This is a genomic window from Kribbella shirazensis, from assembly GCF_011761605.1.
In the GTDB taxonomy this organism is placed as follows: Bacteria; Actinomycetota; Actinomycetes; order Propionibacteriales; family Kribbellaceae; genus Kribbella; species Kribbella shirazensis.
In genome coordinates, this window is the sequence record NZ_JAASRO010000001.1 from 2,779,050 (window position 1) to 2,797,694 (window position 18,645).

The 18,645-nt window shown below is 69.4% G+C and carries 18 protein-coding genes; 10 read left to right on the forward strand and 8 right to left on the reverse strand.

What is annotated here, in order from left to right; all coding sequences use genetic code 11:
- Positions 1-333 precede the first annotated feature (333 nt).
- The 4 genes from BJY22_RS42925 (at position 334) to BJY22_RS13720 (ending at position 3,757) form a co-directional block, all read left to right on the forward strand.
- Positions 334-2,136: a heparinase II/III domain-containing protein gene (locus BJY22_RS42925; protein ID WP_337758635.1), complete on the forward strand. Its 1,803-nt coding sequence runs from the start codon at positions 334-336 to the stop codon at positions 2,134-2,136.
- Between the two features lie 85 nt (positions 2,137-2,221).
- A complete protein-coding gene (locus BJY22_RS13710) occupies positions 2,222-2,431 on the forward strand; it encodes a (2Fe-2S)-binding protein (protein WP_167206801.1) in 210 nt (69 codons plus the stop codon).
- Positions 2,418-2,906, forward strand: coding sequence for a bacterioferritin (gene bfr / locus BJY22_RS13715; protein ID WP_167206803.1), 489 nt, complete (start codon positions 2,418-2,420; stop codon positions 2,904-2,906). The genes BJY22_RS13710 and bfr overlap by 14 nt, the downstream gene beginning before the upstream one ends.
- An 80-nt stretch (positions 2,907-2,986) precedes the next feature.
- Positions 2,987-3,757, forward strand: a complete 771-nt coding sequence (locus BJY22_RS13720; protein ID WP_167206805.1) for a class I SAM-dependent methyltransferase — start codon at positions 2,987-2,989, stop codon at positions 3,755-3,757.
- A 63-nt stretch (positions 3,758-3,820) separates the two neighbouring features.
- Here BJY22_RS13720 and msrA read toward each other — a convergent pair whose 3' ends face one another.
- Entirely contained in the window at positions 3,821-4,465 is a 645-nt protein-coding gene (msrA, locus tag BJY22_RS13725; RefSeq protein ID WP_167206807.1) for a peptide-methionine (S)-S-oxide reductase MsrA, read from the reverse strand.
- A gap of 184 nt (positions 4,466-4,649) precedes the next feature.
- Complete coding sequence (gene yczR, locus BJY22_RS13730) at positions 4,650-6,089, reverse strand: MocR-like transcription factor YczR (RefSeq protein ID WP_167206809.1); 1,440 nt, start codon at positions 6,087-6,089, stop codon at positions 4,650-4,652.
- A gap of 63 nt (positions 6,090-6,152) precedes the next feature.
- On the opposite strand from yczR, the gene yczE reads away from it, so the two are divergent.
- On the forward strand, positions 6,153-6,812 hold the full coding sequence (gene yczE / locus BJY22_RS13735; protein WP_167206811.1) for a membrane protein YczE: 660 nt from the start codon (positions 6,153-6,155) through the stop codon (positions 6,810-6,812).
- A 69-nt stretch (positions 6,813-6,881) separates the two neighbouring features.
- Here the strand turns inward: yczE and BJY22_RS13740 are convergent, their stop codons facing one another.
- Complete coding sequence (locus BJY22_RS13740; RefSeq protein WP_167206813.1) at positions 6,882-9,041, reverse strand: MMPL family transporter; 2,160 nt, start codon at positions 9,039-9,041, stop codon at positions 6,882-6,884.
- 127 nt (positions 9,042-9,168) lie between these two features.
- Here BJY22_RS13740 and BJY22_RS13745 point away from each other — a divergent pair, with 127 nt between their 5' ends.
- Positions 9,169-9,750 carry a TetR family transcriptional regulator gene (locus BJY22_RS13745; protein ID WP_167206815.1) on the forward strand — a complete coding sequence of 194 codons (582 nt, stop codon included), beginning with the start codon at positions 9,169-9,171 and terminating at the stop codon, positions 9,748-9,750.
- Positions 9,747-10,043, forward strand: coding sequence for a DUF1905 domain-containing protein (locus tag BJY22_RS13750; protein WP_337758637.1), 297 nt, complete (start codon positions 9,747-9,749; stop codon positions 10,041-10,043). The genes BJY22_RS13745 and BJY22_RS13750 overlap by 4 nt, the downstream gene beginning before the upstream one ends.
- A gap of 93 nt (positions 10,044-10,136) precedes the next feature.
- Here BJY22_RS13750 and BJY22_RS13755 read toward each other — a convergent pair whose 3' ends face one another.
- Together BJY22_RS13755 and BJY22_RS13760 are read right to left on the reverse strand one after the other, a co-directional pair.
- Positions 10,137-11,771, reverse strand: coding sequence for a hypothetical protein (locus tag BJY22_RS13755; protein WP_167206817.1), 1,635 nt, complete (start codon positions 11,769-11,771; stop codon positions 10,137-10,139).
- 88 nt (positions 11,772-11,859) lie between these two features.
- Complete coding sequence (locus BJY22_RS13760) at positions 11,860-12,441, reverse strand: hypothetical protein (RefSeq protein ID WP_167206819.1); 582 nt, start codon at positions 12,439-12,441, stop codon at positions 11,860-11,862.
- Positions 12,442-12,649: 208 nt separating this feature from the next.
- On the opposite strand from BJY22_RS13760, the gene BJY22_RS13765 reads away from it, so the two are divergent.
- The 3 genes from BJY22_RS13765 (at position 12,650) to BJY22_RS13775 (ending at position 16,789) form a co-directional block, all read left to right on the forward strand.
- The gene (locus BJY22_RS13765; protein ID WP_167206821.1) at positions 12,650-13,804 is read left to right on the forward strand and encodes a cystathionine gamma-synthase; all 1,155 of its coding nucleotides are present in this window, start codon (positions 12,650-12,652) and stop codon (positions 13,802-13,804) included.
- A gap of 317 nt (positions 13,805-14,121) precedes the next feature.
- Positions 14,122-15,492: a glutamate mutase L gene (locus BJY22_RS13770; protein ID WP_167206823.1), complete on the forward strand. Its 1,371-nt coding sequence runs from the start codon at positions 14,122-14,124 to the stop codon at positions 15,490-15,492.
- A gap of 31 nt (positions 15,493-15,523) precedes the next feature.
- Positions 15,524-16,789 (forward strand): AI-2E family transporter, encoded by a 1,266-nt coding sequence (locus tag BJY22_RS13775; protein ID WP_238350357.1) that lies wholly within the window; start codon positions 15,524-15,526, stop codon positions 16,787-16,789.
- Here the strand turns inward: BJY22_RS13775 and BJY22_RS13780 are convergent.
- The 3 genes from BJY22_RS13780 to BJY22_RS13790 are packed head-to-tail and all read right to left on the reverse strand — an operon-like array spanning position 16,786 to position 18,577.
- The gene (locus tag BJY22_RS13780; RefSeq protein ID WP_167206824.1) at positions 16,786-17,568 is read right to left on the reverse strand and encodes a nucleotidyl transferase AbiEii/AbiGii toxin family protein; all 783 of its coding nucleotides are present in this window, start codon (positions 17,566-17,568) and stop codon (positions 16,786-16,788) included. The genes BJY22_RS13775 and BJY22_RS13780 overlap by 4 nt on opposite strands.
- Complete coding sequence (locus tag BJY22_RS13785) at positions 17,568-17,915, reverse strand: hypothetical protein (protein ID WP_167206826.1); 348 nt, start codon at positions 17,913-17,915, stop codon at positions 17,568-17,570. Before BJY22_RS13785 ends, BJY22_RS13780 begins: the two co-directional genes overlap by 1 nt.
- Positions 17,915-18,577: a nucleotidyl transferase AbiEii/AbiGii toxin family protein gene (locus BJY22_RS13790; RefSeq protein WP_167206828.1), complete on the reverse strand. Its 663-nt coding sequence runs from the start codon at positions 18,575-18,577 to the stop codon at positions 17,915-17,917. Before BJY22_RS13790 ends, BJY22_RS13785 begins: the two co-directional genes overlap by 1 nt.
- Positions 18,578-18,645 lie beyond the last annotated feature (68 nt).

The window sequence follows — 18,645 nt, forward strand, 5'->3', positions numbered from 1 at the left end:
ATTCGGTGGTATTGCTGCATCATGGCCGGTAAGGGGAACTAAAACCTCGGTCGGTTGACCGCCCCCGCGGTACGCCGTGGGCTGGCCGATGGTGCGGTGTGCCGCAAGACGGCGCGCCAGTCATGGGGGTCACACGGCCGTCTCCGGTGTCCGGAGGCGGTGGGGGAGAGGTACAACTTCATGCGATTCAGGGGAACGGCCGGTCTGGCCGTGGGAATCGCCCTTGTTCTTCTGGGGGCAGGAACTGCAGCAGGAGAAACTCGTACAGCGGGGGAAGAAGGCCCCGGCATTCAGATCGTCCCGGGACCGGAAGGACCGGGCGAGGCCCAGTTCGTGCCGGGCGCGAGCAACGTCGTACCGCCGACCGCGCCGCCGGCGACGGACATCGGAACCAACAAGATCCAGACGCTCGCAGCACCGTTCTACGCGTGTCCGGGGTTCAGCGGGATCGAGAAGACGAATCCGTTGGCGAACCTGTACGCCGACAAGTTCCAGTGGGGACCGTACGCGGCGTACAAGGTCGGCAACGGCGGCGGCAACATCAACTGGGCGCTCAATCCGTACAAGAACGCCAGCTGGTACATGTGGCTCCACTCGCTGCGCTGGCTCGGGCAGGGGATCGTTGCCGCAGGCAAAGGTGACCTGACCGCGATGACCCGGGTCAACACGATCGCGTACGACTGGCACCGCGACCATCCGTACTCGTGGAAGGGGAACGTCGGGGCGTGGGAGTCCACCATGCACCGCACGAACGTCCTGATCTGCCTGCGCCAGGCGATCCTGACCGGGCTGAAGGTGACCACGGTGCCGACCCGGTACGCGTGGGTGAACGCGGCGCTGCTGAGCCACGCGCGGTTCCTCACGTACAACTGGAGCGGTGCCTGGAACCACGGCACCGACGAGAGCATCGCGCTGTTCGGCGTCGGCTGCACGCTGGGCCGGACCGACTACACGAACCTCGCCCAGCAACGGCTGGCGGCCGGCGTCACCACGTCGATCGACTCCCAGGGGTCGACCAACGAACAGTCGACCGGGTACGGCGCGTTCAACTACTCGCTCTGGGGCCGTGCCATAGCGGTCCTGCAGAACTGCGGGGTCTCACCTGGTACGACGATCCCGACCAGACGCGCGCTGCTCGCGAAATGGTTGACCCTGGCAACGAACTCGATGGGCCGGCTCCACCAGCTCGGTGACACCGAACTCCGGCCGACGTACCCGTGGCCGGGAACGCCGATGGAGTACGCCGGTTCGCTCGGGAAGGCCGGCAAGGTGCCGCTGTGGCGGGTCGGGATCTACTCGGCCGGCTACGTCTTCGGCAGGACGGGATGGGGTACCGATCCGGCGCGTGGGTTCGCGGGCGAGTCGACGTACAGCATCAGGTACGGCCCGGGGCGTGCGTTCCACGGGCATCTCGACCACACCAGCATCACCTACACGGCGCGGGGCCGGGACATCGTGATCGACGGCGGGTACGCGGCGTACAACGCCGGTGCGTATCGCACGTGGAGCGTCGGTCCGAGTGCGCACAGCGTGATGACCACGCCGATGTCGACGTCCACGAATCCGGTGACGCGGCTGACGGCCGCATCGGTGAAAACGAACGCGGAGTCGTACGTGTTCGCGGACGTACCGGGGAGCGCGATCAGTCGCGTCCGCTCGGTGCTGGTGCTGAAGGACCCGGATCTGATCGTGGTGTGGGATCGCGCGTCGGCGCGGACCGCGCAGGCGTTCCAGACCCTGTGGCACCTGCCGCCCGACCAGCGGGCGAGCGTGTACTCCCGGACCACCGCGGTCGCGATGGCACCCGGGGACACGACGAAGACGATCCTGTTCCAGGTTCCGTTCAAGCAGGCGCTGCCGGCGGGGGCGATCCTGGTCAAGCAGGCCCAGACCAACCCGATCCAGGGCTGGCACTACCCGAGCAGCTTCGTCCGCAAGCCCGCCCCGACCGTGATGCTGGCCCGCTCCGGCACCACGGCGTCCATCCTGTCGTTCGTCGTCCCGGTCCGCGCCACCGGCACGGTCACCTACAGCGTCCGACAGTCCGGCACAACCTTCATCGTCTACCTCAACGTCGGCGGCAAACGCACCGCGATCGCCATCACCGGCGGCGGCTCGCTGTACCGCGCCGGCTGAACCCGATGTGCTGCGCCCCGATCGCTGGGGCGCAGCACTGGACACCCCTGCGCTCCGAGGTGATGGTCAGGGTAGCCTTACCTATGTGATTGTCTGCCACTGTGAGGTCGTCAGCGACCGGGATGTCGTCGAGAGCATCGACGCCGGCGCTCGTACGCTCGCGCAGGTGTGCGGGGCGACCGGAGCGGGACGGAACTGTGGCGGCTGCGTATTCTCTTTGAAGCGCCTGCTGTGCCAGCATGAGAGTTCGGTCTCGGCAGCCTCGTTCACGGAGGTGGCAGGTGCAACCGGTTAGTCCACGCGTCGTCGAACTTCTCAACGCGGCGTTGACCCTTGAGCTGACGGTGATCAACGGGTACTTCCTGGAAGCCAGGATGCTCGACAACTGGGGCTTCGGCCGGCTGGGCAAAGCGTTCTACGACCTCTCCATCGACGAGATGAAGGACGCCGACACGCTGATCAGCCGCATCCTGTTGTTCAACGGTCACCCGAATCTGCAGAAGCTCGGTGCGGTGACCGTCGGCGAGGACGCCCACGAGATGCTCCGGCTGGGGATGGAGAGCGAGCACTCCGCGGTGGCCCAGTTCAACGCGGCCGCTCAGGAGTGCCACGACCTGGGCGACCACGGCACGGCCGCGGTCTTCGAGGAAATGGTCCGCGACGAGGAGCAACACGTGGACTGGTTCGAAAGCCAGCTCGACGCGATCGAGCGGGTAGGAGCCCAGCAGTACCTCGCCCAACAACTCGACCCAGCCAGGCCCTCCGGCTGAAGGACCAGCCCGCCCCGCAGGCCCTGATGGGCTCGGGGAAATGAGGAGCGCTGGAATGTGGAAGGTGCCAGGATGCCGGCATGGTTGCGCGGGCGTTGAGTTTCGGGACGGTGGCGGAGGCGTACGAGCGGTTCCGGCCTGGGTATCCGGTGGAACTCCTCGATCTGGTGATGGCGTACGCCGGTGGGCCGATCCGGACCGCGCTCGAGTTCGGCGCCGGGACAGGCAAGGCGACGCGGCTGTTCGCGCAGGGAGGGATCGCGGTCACGGCGACAGACCCTGATGCGGCCATGCTTGCGGAGCTACGCAAACGCCTGCCGCCGAACGTCACCACCGTGCAAGCCGCGTTCGAGGACCTGCCGCTCGATTCGTCGTACGACCTGGTGTATTCGGCGGCCGCACTCCATTGGACGAACCCTGAAGGCCGCTGGGACCGCATGGCCGCACTCGTCCGGCCGGGTGGTGTCTTCACCTCGTTCGGCGTACCGATCCAGTTGGCCGATCCGGCCCTCAAGGAGGCGGTGCGCGCGGCCCGTGCGCCGTACCTCGAGGACGACGGCGTCCCGTCGCCCGACGGCACACCCGCGGATCGCCCGATGCAGTGGCCCGGCACGGAGCTCCACCAGTCCCAATGGTTCACCGATGTCCGCCAGTCGGTGATCGAACGGCGCCTGACGATGAGCGCCCACGACTACATCGGACAACTCTCGACGGTCTCGGCGTACGTGATGCTCCAGCCCGCCGACCGAGACCAGGTCTTCCGCCGAATCCTCCAGGTCATCCCCGACACTGTGGAACTCAACACCGAGATCCATGTCCACCTCGCCCGCCGCCACCACGATCGATCGTGACCTGATCGCCGGAAGCAGGCGAGGGCCCCACAACTAGTGGGGCCCTCGGTCTGCAGGGAAGGCTCAGACATCAGCCGGGAACGGAACACCCGTGTTGGAGTGGCAGCGGTAGCCGTTGGGGTTTTTGTGGAGGTACTGCTGGTGGTAGTCCTCGGCGTAGTAGAAGGTTTGGGTGGGGGCTATTTCGGTGGTGATGTCGTCGTAGCCGAGGGGCTTGATGACGGGGGCGTAGAGGTCGCGGGTGCGTTCGGCCTCGGTGCGCTGGGCGTCGGTGGTGTAGTAGATCGCGGAGCGGTACTGCGAGCCGAGGTCGTTGCCCTGGCGCATGCCCTGGGTCGGGTCGTGGGTCTCCCAGAACACCTTCAGCAGGTCGGTGAAGGTCGTCTTGGTCGGGTCGTACACGACCCGGACGGCCTCCGCGTGACCGGTGCGGCCGGTGCAGACTTCCTCGTACGTCGGGTTCGGTGTGTAACCGCCCGCGTACCCGACGGCCGTGGTGTACACGCCCGGCTGCTGCCAGAAGATCTCCTCGGTGCCCCAGAAGCACCCGGTGCCGAACCAGACCTCCTCGAACCCCTCGGGCGCGGCAGCGGTCTGCGGCGTGTGGAGGACGATGTTCTCGTCGGGGACGGTGAAGCCGGGCGTGGGCCGGCCGGGCAGGGCGGCCTCGGGCTCGACCATGGCGGTGTTGCGGGTGAAGAACGACATTCTCACGCCTCTCGCAGTCTGACTCTCATAGTCTCCCAACGCCCACCGTAAGCCGAACCTTCCCCGCACCCCTTACGGCACGATGACGTGCGCCGACCGCCAGGCCATCACAATCCGGCGGTCCGCGCCGCGCGCCGCGGGACGCCGGGGCATCTGCGCGATTGTGATGGCCTGGGCGTCCGCGTCAGGCGATCATCACCCCAGGTCGCCGGGCGATTGAGCCGCTGGTCAGGGAGGCGTACGACGCGGCGAGCCGGCCCACGCCCTCGCGCAACCCCTCCTCGTCGAGCGTGTACGGCAACCGGATGAACGACTCGAGACCGCCGTCGGGCGAGAACCGGGACCCTGCCACCAGGAGCGCGCCGTTGCGCTGCGCGACCCCGACCAGACTCGACCCGACAGGCTCGGGCAGCTCACACCACAGCGACAGTCCACCACCGGGCAGCCGGAAGCGCCACGACGGCAGCTCGGCGGAGACCGCGCCGGCCAGCGCGTCCCGTCGCCGCGCCAGCGAGGCCCGGCGTTCGGGCAGGATCGTCGACCGCTGCCGCAGCAGGTCCGCGACCACCAACTGCTCCAGCACCGGCGCACCGAGGTCCATCGACGCCCGGGCGTCCAGGACCCGTGCCACCAGCGGCTCCGGCACCCGCATCCACCCGATCCGCAGCCCGCCCCAGAACGACTTGCTGACCGACCCCACCGTGATTACGCCGTCGGGATCGTACGACGCGAACGGCGGCGGCATCTCCTGCCCGTCGAGCGACAGCTCGAACAGCGTCTCGTCCACGATCGCCGTCGTCCGCGACCGCGCGAACGCCCGCGCCAGCCGCTGCCGATCCGCGGCCGGCATCAGGAAACCGGTCGGGTTCTGGAAGTCCACCACCAGCCACGCCGCCCGCGGCGCCGTCTGCCGGATGGTTGCTTCCAGCAACGGCAGGTCCCAGCCCCCGGGTGACATCGGTACGGCGACCACGCGGCAGCCGCTGCGCCGGATCGCGTCCACCGAGTTCGGATGCGTCGGGCTCTCGGTCAGCACCCGGTCGCCGATCTGCGTGATCGCCCGGACCGCGATCGACGTCGCGGCGAGCGCCCCGGCGGTCACGATGATCTGATCCGCGGACGTCGGCAACCCGCGTTCGCAGTACGCCGCCGCGATCTCGGACCGCAGTACCGGCAATCCCTGCGGGTGGTACCCGGGCGTCGCCAGGTGCAGCGGCAGGTCTCCGGCCGCCGACGCCACCGCCGTACTGATCCCGGGCACCGCGGACGGCGCCGCACAGGTGAAGTCGTAGAGCCCTTCGGTGTCGATCCCCGGCGCGTGGTGCCGCCCGAGCTCCGGCTCGACCTTCGACGGCAGCGCCGTGACGCTGCCCGAACCACGCCGGCTCGTCAGGTACCCGTTGTCGCGCAGCTCGCGATACGCCGATGCCACCGTCGTACGGCTGACCCCCAGCGCGTCCGTCAGTTCCCGCTCACTCGGCAACCGCGAGCCGGGCATGATCCGCCCGTCCGCGATCAGCAGCCGCAGCCGCTCGGCCAGCAGGCGGTACGCCGGACCGGATCCGTCGGCCCACTCGTCGAGCAGGCCGGTCAACGTGCTGGCGGGGAGATAACGCGCTCGCATGCAGTCCACTATCCCGCAATTGGCTATCGAACACCAGGCCACTTGGTCCGGACACTGGAGTACGTGACCGCCACCTCCGATGTCCCGCCGCGTCAGCTCGCACCCATCAACCCGATCCAGCAGCTGCGAGCAGGCCACCTGCCGCGCCGCCTGGTGCAGCTGTACGTCGGCCTGGCCCTGTACGGCGCGTCGATGGGCCTGATGATCCAGGGCAACCTCGGCCTCGACCCGTGGGACGTGTTCCACTCCGGCATCACCAAGCACGTCCCGCTCAGTTTCGGGACCGTGGTGATCGTGGTCAGCTTCATCGTCCTGCTCGCCTGGATCCCGCTGCGTCAGTGGCCTGGGCTCGGCACGATCAGCAACGCGATCGTGATCGGCCTGGTCACGGACCTGACCCTGGCGACGGTCGACCGCCCGGACGCGCTGTGGCTGCGGATCGTGTTCATGCTGGCCGGTGTCGTTCTCAATGCCCTGGCCGGTGCGCTGTACATCGGCGCGCAGTTCGGCCCGGGTCCGCGTGACGGTCTGATGACAGGCTTGGTGCGTCGTACCGGCCTGAGCGTCCGCCTGGTACGTACGACGCTCGAGCTGACCGTGCTCGCCACCGGTTTCCTGCTCGGCGGCGCGATCGGCATCGGCACGGTCGTCTACGCGCTCTCGATCGGCCCGCTCGTCCACATCCTGCTGCCGATCTTCACCGTCCGCCTGAAGAGGCAATAAGCAACGGGTCCCGGACCAGGTGGTCCGGGACCCGTTTTTCTCGCAGGACCCCTCAGCCTGCGGGTCTGGTCAGCCGACCGGTTCCAGCTCGCGCTCCTCGGGTGCCGCCGAGGGCGCCTTCGGCCGGCGTGGCCACCAGGCGCGGGTGCCGAGCAGGGCGATCACGCTGGGCACCAGGAAGCTCGACATCACGAACGCCGAGATCACGATGCCGGCCGCGACCGAGAACCCCATCTCGGTGAGCAGCGCCATCCCGGCCAGCATCAGCGAGGAGAACGTGCCGGCCAGGATCAGCCCGGCCGCGGCCACCGACGGGCCGCCGTGCTCGATCGCGAGATCGGCCGCCGTCCGTGGGTCCGTCCCACGTTCGGCCTCCTCACGCAACCGCGCGATCATCAGGATGTTGTAGTCGGTGCCGATGGCAACGACGAACAGATACAGCATGATCGGCAGCGAGAACGTCACACCCGGGTGCCCGGCGGCGCCCTGGAACACGAACACGGTCGCGCCGATGGAGCTGAAGAAGCTCAGTACCACCGCGAGCATCAGCACCAGCGGAGCGATCAGCGACCGCAGCAGCAGCGCGAGGATCACCGCGATCAGCCCGCCCGCGACCGGGAAGATCACCGAGAGGTCCCGGCTGTTCGCGTCCCGGATGTCGGTGTAGCTGGCGGTCACGCCGCCGAGCAACGTCGTCGTACCCTCCGGAGCCTCCGCGTGCGACACCTCGCGCAGCTTCCCGTCGACGAGGTCGAGCGAGGCGTTCGCGTACGGCGCGTTCTTCAGTACGACGTTGATCTGGGCGACCGTCTTGTCCTTGTTCAGCAGCGCCACGCTGCCGTCCGCGCCGGACGGAAGCACCCCGCCGACACCGTCGACCTTGGCCAGCTTCTCGGCGTACGTCGTCAGTTCCGCCTGGTCGAGCGGCGTACCGTCGGTGCTGCGCACGTAGACCGTCGTCGGGTTGAGCGCACCGGCGGGGAAGCCCGCCTGCAGGTCCTTGATCGCGCGCGCCGACTCGGTGCCGTCCGGGAGTTGGCTGAACGCGTCGTAGTCGACCTTCATCCCGAGCGAGCCGAGCGCGAGCACGACCATCACGCCGCCGGAGATCGCCGCGACCACGGCCGGACGGCGCGCGGTGAAGGTGCCGAACCGCTTGAACATCGCGCCCTTCGGCGTCTTCTGCCACGACTTCGACGGCCAGAACACCTTCGGGCCGAGCAGCGAGACGACCGCCGGGATCAGCGTGATCGCCGCGAACGCCATCACCGCGACCGCGATCGCAAGCCCCGGGCCGAGGCTCTTGAACCCGCCGAACACGGCGAGCAGCAGGGCGCTGAACGCGACGATGATGGCACCGGCCGCCGACACGATCACCTCGGCGACGCGGGCGACCGCGTTCACCAGCGCTTCCTTCGGCTGCTCGCCGGCGCGTAGCCGTTCGCGGTACCGGAACAGCAGGAACAGGATGTAGTCGGTGCCGACGCCGTACAGGACGACGGTGAGGATCGTCTGCAGGTCCTGCGTCACCTGCAGGTCGAACGCCTTCGCCGCCAGTGCGATCAGGCCGGGCGCGATCGCGGACACCAGCCCGACGGTCAGGATCGGCAGGAACGCGGCGACCGGGCTGCGATAGATCACCAGCAGCAGGCCGATGATCAGGACGACGGTCGCGATCCCGACCACCACGAACGCGTTGTCGAACGCGTCCTGGTTGTCGAGCAGCAGGGCCGCGTCGCCGGTCACGCCGTACTCGAGGTCGGTGCCGGTGAGCGCGGACGCGGTGACGTCGCGGACCTTCTGGACGGCGTCGAGTACCGCCTGGTCCTCCGCCAGACCCTTCAGGCCGATGCTGACGATCTGCACCTGCTTGTTCGGCGAGACCGCCTGCGGGCCGGTGATCGCGGCGGTGACGCGGTCGATCTTGGCCGCAGTGATCCTGGCCGCGAGGTCGGTGACCTTGGCCTGGTCGGCCGCGGTCAGTTCGCCGCCGTCGTTGCGCTTGACGACGATGCTGGCGGTCGCGTCGTTGGTCTGCCCGAACGCGTCCGCGGCCAGCTTCTGCGCCTGCACGGACTCGTACTTGTCGGGCAGCAAGGCCGCCTGGTCCTTGGTGGTGACGTCCGCGAGCGTCGGCGCGAACGCGATCACGGCCACCGCCGCGACCACCCACGCGGCGATCACCTTCCACGGGTTGTGGACGACGAAGCGTCCGAGTCTGCTGAACACCCCGAGACCCCCTCCCACTCGAACACCCTCCGAGGAGCGGCGTTGTTCGAAGATTGCTCTCTACCTGCCGGTCGGTAGGTAGACTACCTGCCGACCGGTAGGCAAGTGAAGATGAGAAGGTGGTGACGTGCAGCACGCGACCAGTTCCCGGGACACCAAGGCGGAGATCCACCGCGCCGCGGTGCACCTGTTCTCGACACAGGGGTACGACAAGACCAGCCTGCGCGAGATCGCCGAGCAGGTCGGCATCACCAAGGCGTCGCTCTACTATCACTACTCGTCGAAGCAGGACCTGCTGCGCGCGATCGTCGGCACGTTCCTGGACGACATCTTCGAGGTACTGCGACAGGTCGAGGACCACCCGTGGTCGCCGGAGAAGGAACGCGAACTGCTCGCGGCGTACGTCGACGTGATCATCGAGCACCGCTCGACCGGTCCGACGCTGCTCCGCGACATCGCGGCCGTGCTGGCCGCCTTCGGGGACGACCTGGACAACCTGATCGCGCAGGCGCGGCGCTTCCAGGTCTGGCTCGCCGGTCCGGACCCGACGCCCGCCGACCGGCTGCGCGCGGCGGCGGCGGTCGAGACCGTCGGGGCCGCCATGTCCGCCGAGCTCGACCTCGGCATCAGCGACGCCGAGATCCGGGCGATCCTCCTGGACGCTGCCTCGGCGGTCCTCGCCCGCCGGGGAACACCGGTAGAAGGGTGAGAGAGTTCCGGTTCACGGCGCCGCTGTGGCGGCACGAGGGCGAGGGCAGCTGGTACTTCGTCACGGTGCCGGAGGAGATCAGTGACGAGATCACGGACCTGAGCGAGGGCCGCCGGAAAGGGTTCGGGTCGGTGCGGGTCGCGGTGACCATCGGTGACAGCAACTGGCGGACGTCGGTGTTCCCGACGAAGACCGGCACCTACGTCCTCCCGATCAAGAAGCCGGTGCGGCTGGCCGAGGAACTGGTCGAAGGCATCCCGGTCGACACGCGCCTCGAACTGGTGGACTTCTAGCTGGTGGCTTCGGGCCGGTGGACGTGCAGCTCGTGGACTTCCCGGACGACGAACGCCGCCGGGTGAGCGGCGGCGTTCGTCACCTCGCTGCGATCACTCGCGCCCCGTCCGCTTGGGCACGTTGGTGCTTCTGGAGTTCGTGCCGGTGCCCTTGGGGCGGCCGGTCTCATCGCCGGCGCCCTTGGCCGTGTCGGCGGCCTGCTGGGGAGTCGAACGGCTCGGAGGCCGCCCTCCCTCCTGGGCCATACGTAGCGCCCGCTCGCCGTCGCGCGCAGCCGCCGAGATCGGCACGCCCTGCGCCTGCTGCGGGTCTGCTCCGGCGTGCTGGCCGTTGACGGCCGGCTGCTGCGGGGTGGTGCCGGGCTGCTGGGTTTCGGCGGTGGTTTGCGGTGTCTCGGCTGTGCGCTCGGCTTGAGCGGGCTCCTGCGCAGCGAGCTCGCCGTCGTTCTGGACGCTGTCGGTTCCGGGCTGTTCCGCGCCGTCGACGGACGCCTCCGGGTTCCCCGGGACGTCGAGCCACTGGTCTGTCACCGTCGGATCCCTCCACTCGCCTGTCACAGGGTCCTTCCACTCCCCTGTCACCTCGTCCTCCTCGGCGGTGTCATACGTCATACCCGAGGGGGTGCGGAACTGACCATCGCCGAGATACTCCTCCGGGCCAAGGGGCGTGCGGGTCTCGGGCCCGGTGACCTCGCCGCGCGCCTCGCCGTCGCCGCGTTCGGCTTCGCCCTCGCCCTCGCCCGGGGCCTGCTGCTCGCCCTCAGGGCCGTCGTTGGCCGGGATGACGGGGTTGTCGAGGCGGACGTGATCGTCCGTGTTCTCCCGCTGCGGCTGCTGGCCCTCGGGTGACTGCCGGGCGGGGTCCATCTCTGGCTGCTGGGTCAGCTCCGGCGGGCTGACGGCCTGCTCCCCGCCCTCGACCTGCTGCTGGAGCTGCTGCACCCGCGCCTCGAGCATCTGGCGCATCTGCGCCTGAAGCCGGTTGTTCTCCTCCATCAGCGTCATCTGCCGCTGCTGGTTCTCCAGGATCGACTGCTGCAGCGCGATGATCCGCTGCGTCATCTGCTCGCTCTGCGCCGGCCCCTGCCGGACCGCATCCGGCGACTGGACGCCCGCCCCTTGCGCCTGCCCGCGTCCCTGCTGCCCGCGGCCCTGCTGCTGTTGCTGCGCCGGCGTCCCCTGGAACCGGCCCTCCGGCCGGAAAACCTGGTCCATCCGCCCCGCGGCCAGCGCCGCGAGGTCCGCGCTGTTCAGCGTCGATCGGCCGATCGCGAGCTGGACCGCCGGATCTGTGCGTTTCACGTCCCGCGCAGCCTGTTTGAGCGCGGCCTTGAGCGCCTTCGTCCCTCGACGCTGGTTCCGTCCCCAGCGTGAGTACCGGTTGTAGAGCGCGCGTGCCGGGTTCCTGGTCCTGGAAATCCTGGGCTGCCGGGGTGCGGGGCCGGCCTGCTGCAGCCGGTTGTTCGCCGCCTGACCGAGCCGCTGTGACATGTCGCCGTACCGCCCCGGGCGGAACTGCGCGTCGACGTGGAAACCGGCCAGTTGCTGCAGATCGGACTTGGTCAGGTTGGCGCGGCCGATCCGCTCACGGACCGCCGGGTCCATCCGCTTCACGTCGCGGGCTGCCTGCGTGTAGGCCGCCTTCAGGGTGCCGCGTCCGCGCCGTCGTGCGTTCCAGCGGGAGGCCCGTGCGCGGAGGCCGCGCGCTTCCTGTGAGGGCTCGCTCATTCCTCCGCCTCGCTACGCTCGGCTCCGGAATGAGCGAGCGGCTCGGCTGCTCTCATTGTTCGCTCGCTGCGCTCGCTCATGAGGTCTCCTAGTCGATGTACACGGCGTAGTTGACCCCGACAGACGTGGTCAGCGGATCCCTGCTGGGCTTGTTGCTGTAGAGGTGGATCTGGGCGCCTGGGCGCAGCCAGACCGCCAGGTGCCGGCGGCCGGTCCCGGCGCCGGGCTCCCACTCGTCGGCGAACGTCGGGCTGCTCTCGTCACCCACGTAGTCCGGCTGCCCCCAGTGCCGGGTCGCGAGCGCGAGATGCTCCGGCCAGTGCTCGTCGAGGCCCGCCTCGGCGGCGGCGACGTCGTTCGGACCGATCTCGTACGCCGACCAGCCGCTGTCCGGGCAGTCCGGGAACGCCAGCCCGTCGAACACGATCATGGTGGTCCCGCGGCGGGTGGTGAACCCCCACGAGACCATGTCGGCGCCGATCACCTCGCCGGGCTGCAGCGGCCACGGCTGCCAGGACGTCTGGCCCATCACCCGGTGCACCAGTGCTCGCACGACCTCCGGCCCGGCGTCGTCGCCGTCCGGTCCCGCGATCACGGTCCAGTCCGGGATCTCGGCGAGATCTGCCATCGCCAGATCGTCCTGGTCGAGCGGCCTGTGTTGCGTCTTCATCCGGCCCCGTCGTCCTTTCGTGCCCGGTTCCTGACCGCGACTCCCTGGGAACCCTCTGGGAACCCTCTGGGCGCAACCGTAGGCGTCACAGTGGGTCATCCGCCAGCCGGTACGACGCCGCTGTGGACAGCCTAGCCTGGATCCCCGCGATCGCCGCAGCCGTGGACGGGGTGCGGGCGCACAGCAGACCAGGTCGTACGCTGGTCCGGTGAACAAGGAACACCACTACGGCTTCGAGACACTTGCCATCCACGCCGGGAACGAGCCCGACCCGACCACCGGTGCGGTGGTGCCGCCGATCTACGCGACCAGCACCTACAAGCAGGACGGCGTCGGCGGGCTGCGCAACGGGTACGAGTACTCCCGCTCGGCGAACCCGACCCGGACGGCGCTCGAGGAGTGTCTGGCAGCGATCGAGTCCGGCACCCGCGGCTTCGCGTTCGCCAGCGGTCTCGCCGCCGAGGACACGCTGATCCGCTCGGTGTGCGCGCCGGGCGACCACGTGGTGTTCCCCGACGACGCGTACGGCGGCACGTTCCGGCTGTTCTCCCGCGTGCTGAGCAACTGGGGTGTCGAGATGACGCCCGCCGCGGTCACCCACCCGGAGGCGATCCGGGCCGCGATCCAGCCGGGGAAGACCAAGGTGGTCTGGCTGGAGACGCCGACCAACCCGCTGCTGAACGTCGCGGACATCGCCATCGTCGCCCAGATCGCCCACGACGCCGGCGCGCTGCTGGTGGTGGACAACACCTTCGCCTCGGCGTACCTGCAGCAGCCGCTGGAGCTTGGCGCGGACGTGGTCGTGCACTCGACGACGAAGTACATGGGCGGGCACTCCGACGTGGTCGGCGGCGCCCTGATCGTGCGGGACGCCGAGCTCGCGGACAAGATCGCCTTCCACCAGAACGCGATCGGCGCGGTCGCGGGGCCGTTCGACTCGTGGCTCGTGCTGCGTGGCATCAAGACGCTCGGCGTCCGGATGGACCGGCACAGCGACAACGCAGAGAGGGTCGTCGAGTTCCTCCAGCGGCACCAGTCCGTCAGCCAGGTGCTGTACCCGGGCCTTGACGGGCACCCGGGACACGAGACCGCGGCCAAGCAGATGAAGCGGTTCGGCGGGATCGTCAGCTTCCGCGTCACCGGCGGCGAGGCGCAGGCGCTGGACATCTGCAACAAGGCCGAGGTGTTCACCCTCGGGGAGTCGCTCGGCGGCGTCGAGTCGCTGATCGAGCACCCCGGCAAGATGACCCACGCCTCGGTCGCGGGTACGCCGCTCGAGGTCCCGGCCGACCTGATCCGGTTGAGCGTCGGCATCGAGACGATCGACGACCTGTTGCTCGACTTGGAACGTGCACTGTCCTGACACCGCATCACCTGCCGGCATCCGCTCCACGGCACGCGGTCAAACGCTCTGAACGAGCCCCCGCAGCCGGCGGCTCCCGCCCGACCTTCGTGGGTTGGCGTCCGAGATGCGGGGTTTGCGTCCGAAATCCCGGACGCCAACCCTGCCTCTGATGGGTAGACCCACCACAGGGGCAGGAGGCGGAGGTCGGAGCGATCGCGGAAGGTGAGCGCTGAGCGGTGTGCGGGGAGCGGTGTGCGGGGAGCGGTGTGCGGGGAGCGGTGTGCGCTGAGCGGTGAGCGGCGCGGTGAGCGCGGCTGGGAGCGGGGTGAGTAGGGATGAGCATGGTTGTGGCGGTCGACTTCGGGTCGACCTTCACGAAGGCGGTGGCGGTGGATTCCGGCTCGGGTGCGCTGGTGGCCCGGGCCGAGCACCGCACGACGATCGACACCGATGTCATGGACGGGTGGCACGCGTGCCGCGCCGTCCTCGAGGCGGCCGACCGCGGTGTGAAGAACGCCGAGGTGCTGGCCTGCTCGAGTGCGGGCGGCGGGCTGCGGATCGGTGTGGTGGGCAACGAAGAGCTCGTCACCGCGGAGGCGGGGAAGCGGGTCGCGTTGTCCAGCGGCGGGCGAGTGGTGGCCGTCGTCAGCGGCGGGCTGACCGCGACGACCCAGAAGGAGCTGCGCAAGGACCGCCCGGACGTCGTCCTGCTGCTCGGCGGCACGGACGGCGGCAACGCGGCCGTCCTGCTCAAGGCCGCCGAGACGCTGGCGAAGTACCGGTGGCGGAAACCGGTCGTTGTCGCGGGCAACATCGATGCCCAGGCGGAAATAACGGAAACGCTGACCGTGGCGGAAGTACCGCATGTACTGGCGGAAAACGTCGTACCCGAGATCGGGGTGTTCGCGCCGGACAGTGCGCGGGCCGCGATCCGGGAGATGTTCCTGGCGCACGTGATCGGCGGGAAGAACCTGTCGCGGGACCCCTCGTTCACGCGCCTGGTCCGCGCGGCGACGCCGGACGTCGTACTGCGAGGCGTCGAGGTGCTCGCCGGTCTGCACGGTGACGTGGCGGTCGTGGACATCGGCGGCGCCACCACCGACGTGCACTCGGTGATCGAACTCGATCCCGAGGACGCGAACCTCGGCCGCGAGGTCGTCGCGACCCATCCGGTGACCCGGACCGTCGAGGGCGATCTCGGGATGCGCTGGAGCGCCGTACCGGTGGTCGAGGCGGGCGCCGAGGCAGCGCTGGTCGCGGACGCGGCCGGCCTGCGGGCGGCGGCGGTGCGTCGTCGCGAGGATCCGTCGTACCTGCCGGACGACGCGCGGGAGACGTCGTACGACGAGACGTTGGCGAGTGTCGCCGCGACGGTCGCGCTGCGCCGGCATGCGGGGCGGCAGCGGATCGTGTTCGGGCCCGGCGGCCGGGTGATCGAGCGGTCCGGGAAGGACCTGCGCGAGGTCGACCTGCTGGTCGGGTCCGGGGGAGTACTGCGGCACAACCCGCCGGAGGTCGCGGCGCGGATCCTCGGCTCGATCGGCACGAACGCGCAGGAGGAGGGCTGGCTCGTCCCGCAGAACGCGGAGGTGTGCGTCGACGCGGACTACGTCCTCGCCGCGGTCGGCCTACTCGCGGACGACGACCCGAAGGCGGCCGAGGGCCTGGCCGCTCACATTCATGGAACGGGCCTGGCCGGGCACTAGTCTCATCATCACGACAGCCTGCGGAGGTGGGATGAGCGACATGGGGCGGGGCGACGAGCTGGTGCAGGACGAGACCAGGGTGTCCGACGAGACCGGGGTGTCCGATGCGACCGCGGCGTCCGACGAGGCCAGTCCGGTCGCGGACAACGAAGTACTGGAGAAGTCCAGTGCGCCGGCGTCCGACGAGCCCAGGGCGACGGTGAACCACGGGGTGACGCCGGCGATGGAGATCGCCAGTGCGTGGGCGTGGCGGTTCCTGGTGGTCGTGGCGGCCGTGCTGGTGATCGGCTACGGGATGCGGTACCTGTCCGAGGTCGTCGTACCGGTGACCGTCGGCGTACTCCTCACCGCGCTCCTGATCCCGGTCACCAACGGGCTGCAGAAGCTTCGCCTGCCGCGCGGTCCGGCGGCGGGCCTCACCGTGGTCGCGACGATCGTCGTGGTGGCCGGTCTGCTGACGCTGGTCGGGACGCAGATCGCCGGTCAGTTCGAGGACCTGTCCAACCAGGTCGGCGAAGGTGTGCAGAGGCTGCGCGAACTGGCACGGCTCAACTTCGGTCTGACCGACGACGACATCACCGAGCTGTTCCGGCAGGCGCGGGAACAGATCACGACCGGCGGCGCCCTCGGTCAGCAGGCGGCAGCGGTCGGTACGACGGCGACGCACGCGGTGGCCGGGTTGTTCATCTCGCTGTTCTGCCTGTTCTTCTTCCTGTACCAGGGCGAGCAGATCTGGTCGTGGCTCGTCCGGTTGTTCCCGCGCCGCGCCCGTGACAAGGCGGACTCGTCCGGCCGGAAGGCGTGGGTCTCGCTGACCGCGTTCGTCCGCGCCACGGTCATCGTCGCCGCGGTCGACGCGATCGGGATCTCGCTCGGCGCCGCGATCCTGGGCCTGCCGCTCGTGAGCGCGATCGGCATCCTGGTGTTCGTCGGCGCGTTCATCCCGGTCGTCGGCGCACTGATCAGCGGCGTGGTCGCGGTCCTCGTCGCCTTGGTTGCCAAGGGCCCTCTCATCGCGATCATCATGCTCGCGGTCGTGATCGGCGTACAGCAGCTGGAGGCCCACGTCCTGCAGCCGTTCCTGCTCGGCCGCGCCGTCAGCGTCCACCCCCTGGCCATCATCCTGGCGATCGCCACCGGCGTCGTCATCGCCGGCATCGTCGGCGCCCTGGTAGCAGTCCCCACCGCCGCAGTCCTCAACACCATCGTCAACCACCTGGCCGGCAACGACGTAGACCCCGAACCCCCCAGACCCCTCCCCAGACGCCGCCACCAACCAGCGACCATCGAGGACTAGCTGCCCCGCTCGCCCCTCGAACGCTCCTGGGACAACGACTGCCGATGCCCGGCGGCCGCGCTGGATCCTGCGGCCTGCGCCTCGCCGGGCATTGCCTGACCGGAGTTCAACAGCCCCACCGACCTGTCGATGTCCGGGTTGGCTTCGCGGGCCCGGATCTGGTTCGCCCAGGCGCCCATCCGCTCCTTCAGCCCGGCGGTCTGCTCGGCGTCGAGGCCGTACTCGGCGTACTGTGCGTCCGGGATCCGCCGGGCGTCGTCGAGCAGGCTGGCGAACATCGGCCGGTCCATCGGCGACGCCTCCCGGGCATCGGCCAACTGCATGAGGTGGTCGGTGGAGTACCCGGCCTGCATCGCGGCGTCCACGTCCACGAAGTCCTTGGCCTCGCCGCGGGTGTAGATCGAGCCGACCTTCGAACCGACCGCGTCCTCGACCGAGATCACCGGTCCGACCTCGGACTCGACAGGCGGCTTGCTGCGGAAGTCCTTGCCGAAGTCGATCTGGGCCTTCTCGTCGCCCTTCGAGACCTCGATCCGCGCGTGGTGCGGGCCCTGGCGAATCATGTCCGTGCTGTAGCCCTGCGCCTCGAACGCGTCCCGTGCGGCGGTGGCCGTCTCGCCGACATCCTGGTTCATCTGGTTGGTGAACAGGTCGATGTCGTCCGACGCGCGACTGCCGATGCCGTGGCGGGAGAGCGCGTTGCCGCCGGCCAGCGCGAAGCCTTTGTCGCGGAGCGAGTCCAGAGCGATCCGGGTCGCGCGCTCGTGCTCCGGCTTCATCACCTGGTTCCGTTGTCCGCGTCGAGCTGCGGGAAAGCCTGGTTCCACAGCTCCGCGCACCGGCGGGGCAGCCGGAGCTCCGGCCAGAGCGCCAGCAGTACGTCGCGGTTGAGGTACTGCGTCAGATCGTCCTGGGTCGAGGCCTCGCTGATCACCTTGCGGTACAGAGCGATTGTCTCGTCGCGGCTCGCGAGGTCGTAGCGGGGCTTCGGTCCCCAGTCGAGCCGGGTGGGCAGGTCGACGACACCGGAAGTGGGTCCCTGAAGCAGATCCAGCGACTCCGGCACGACGTACGGGATCATCGACGCGTAGGTGTCGCCAGGTTGCGCCTCGTGCTTGTCACTCATCAGCCCATCGTCCCAGATGACCCGTCCATCCGGCCCTCGACGAGCGTCGCGGCCCACTCGCTCGCCGTACGCCGGATGCGTGCGATCTGCTCGGGCGTTGCGCCGTACCGGGCGAAGCCGGAGTCCGGGAGGCGGGCGCCCGCCTGGAGCTGGGAGGCGAACATCGCGCGGTCGAGCGGCGTCGCTTCCCGCAGGTCCGCGAGCTCGAGCAGGGCGGTTTCGTCGTAGCGGCCGCTGTCGAGGACGTACTGGACGTCGATGAAGTCGCGGGGTTCCAGCCGCGAGTACACGGCGCCGACCTTGCTACCGATCGCATCCGCCTCCGAAAGCACGGCGCCGATCGCCATCGTCACCGGTGGCTGCTGCCGGTGGTCGACTCCCAGATCAACCTTGGTCGCGGAATCGACGACGAGCCTGGCGAACACGGGCGCCCGGCGCGCGATCTCGACCTGGACGCCTGCGGTCTCGTACGCCGCCACCAGCCGACTGACTGCTTCCGCGAAGTTGGCCGGGTCGAGGTCGTCGGTGAAGAGGTCGACGTCGTCGGAGTCGCGGTCACCGAAACCGTGGGCCTGCAGCGCGTAGCCGCCGGCGAGGGCGAAGCCGTAGGAGGCCAGGGCTTGCAGGCCCAGCGCGGTCGTCCTGGTCTGCAGCGGGTTCATGGGGTCAGTCTGCCGGGTGAGTGCGCCACGGCGATCGGCCGTCCTCCACGGGGGAGGACGGCCGATCG

Bases quoted from the DNA above. Each gene is read 5' to 3' on its own strand.
- msrA (WP_167206807.1), bottom strand. From the start codon at position 4,465: ATGTCGTTCTTCACCCGCAACACCGCCATGGTCGAGCCCGAGGCCGCC.
- BJY22_RS13720 (WP_167206805.1), top strand. From the start codon at position 2,987: ATGGTTGCGCGGGCGTTGAGTTTCGGGACGGTGGCGGAGGCGTACGAG.
- yczR (WP_167206809.1), bottom strand. From the start codon at position 6,089: ATGCGAGCGCGTTATCTCCCCGCCAGCACGTTGACCGGCCTGCTCGAC.
- BJY22_RS13760 (WP_167206819.1), bottom strand. From the start codon at position 12,441: ATGAAGACGCAACACAGGCCGCTCGACCAGGACGATCTGGCGATGGCA.
- BJY22_RS13790 (WP_167206828.1), bottom strand. From the start codon at position 18,577: ATGAACCCGCTGCAGACCAGGACGACCGCGCTGGGCCTGCAAGCCCTG.
- BJY22_RS13770 (WP_167206823.1), top strand. From the start codon at position 14,122: ATGAGCATGGTTGTGGCGGTCGACTTCGGGTCGACCTTCACGAAGGCG.
- BJY22_RS13785 (WP_167206826.1), bottom strand. From the start codon at position 17,915: ATGAGTGACAAGCACGAGGCGCAACCTGGCGACACCTACGCGTCGATG.
- BJY22_RS13775 (WP_238350357.1), top strand. From the start codon at position 15,524: ATGAGCGACATGGGGCGGGGCGACGAGCTGGTGCAGGACGAGACCAGG.
- BJY22_RS13755 (WP_167206817.1), bottom strand. From the start codon at position 11,771: ATGAGCGAGCCCTCACAGGAAGCGCGCGGCCTCCGCGCACGGGCCTCC.
- BJY22_RS13780 (WP_167206824.1), bottom strand. From the start codon at position 17,568: ATGAAGCCGGAGCACGAGCGCGCGACCCGGATCGCTCTGGACTCGCTC.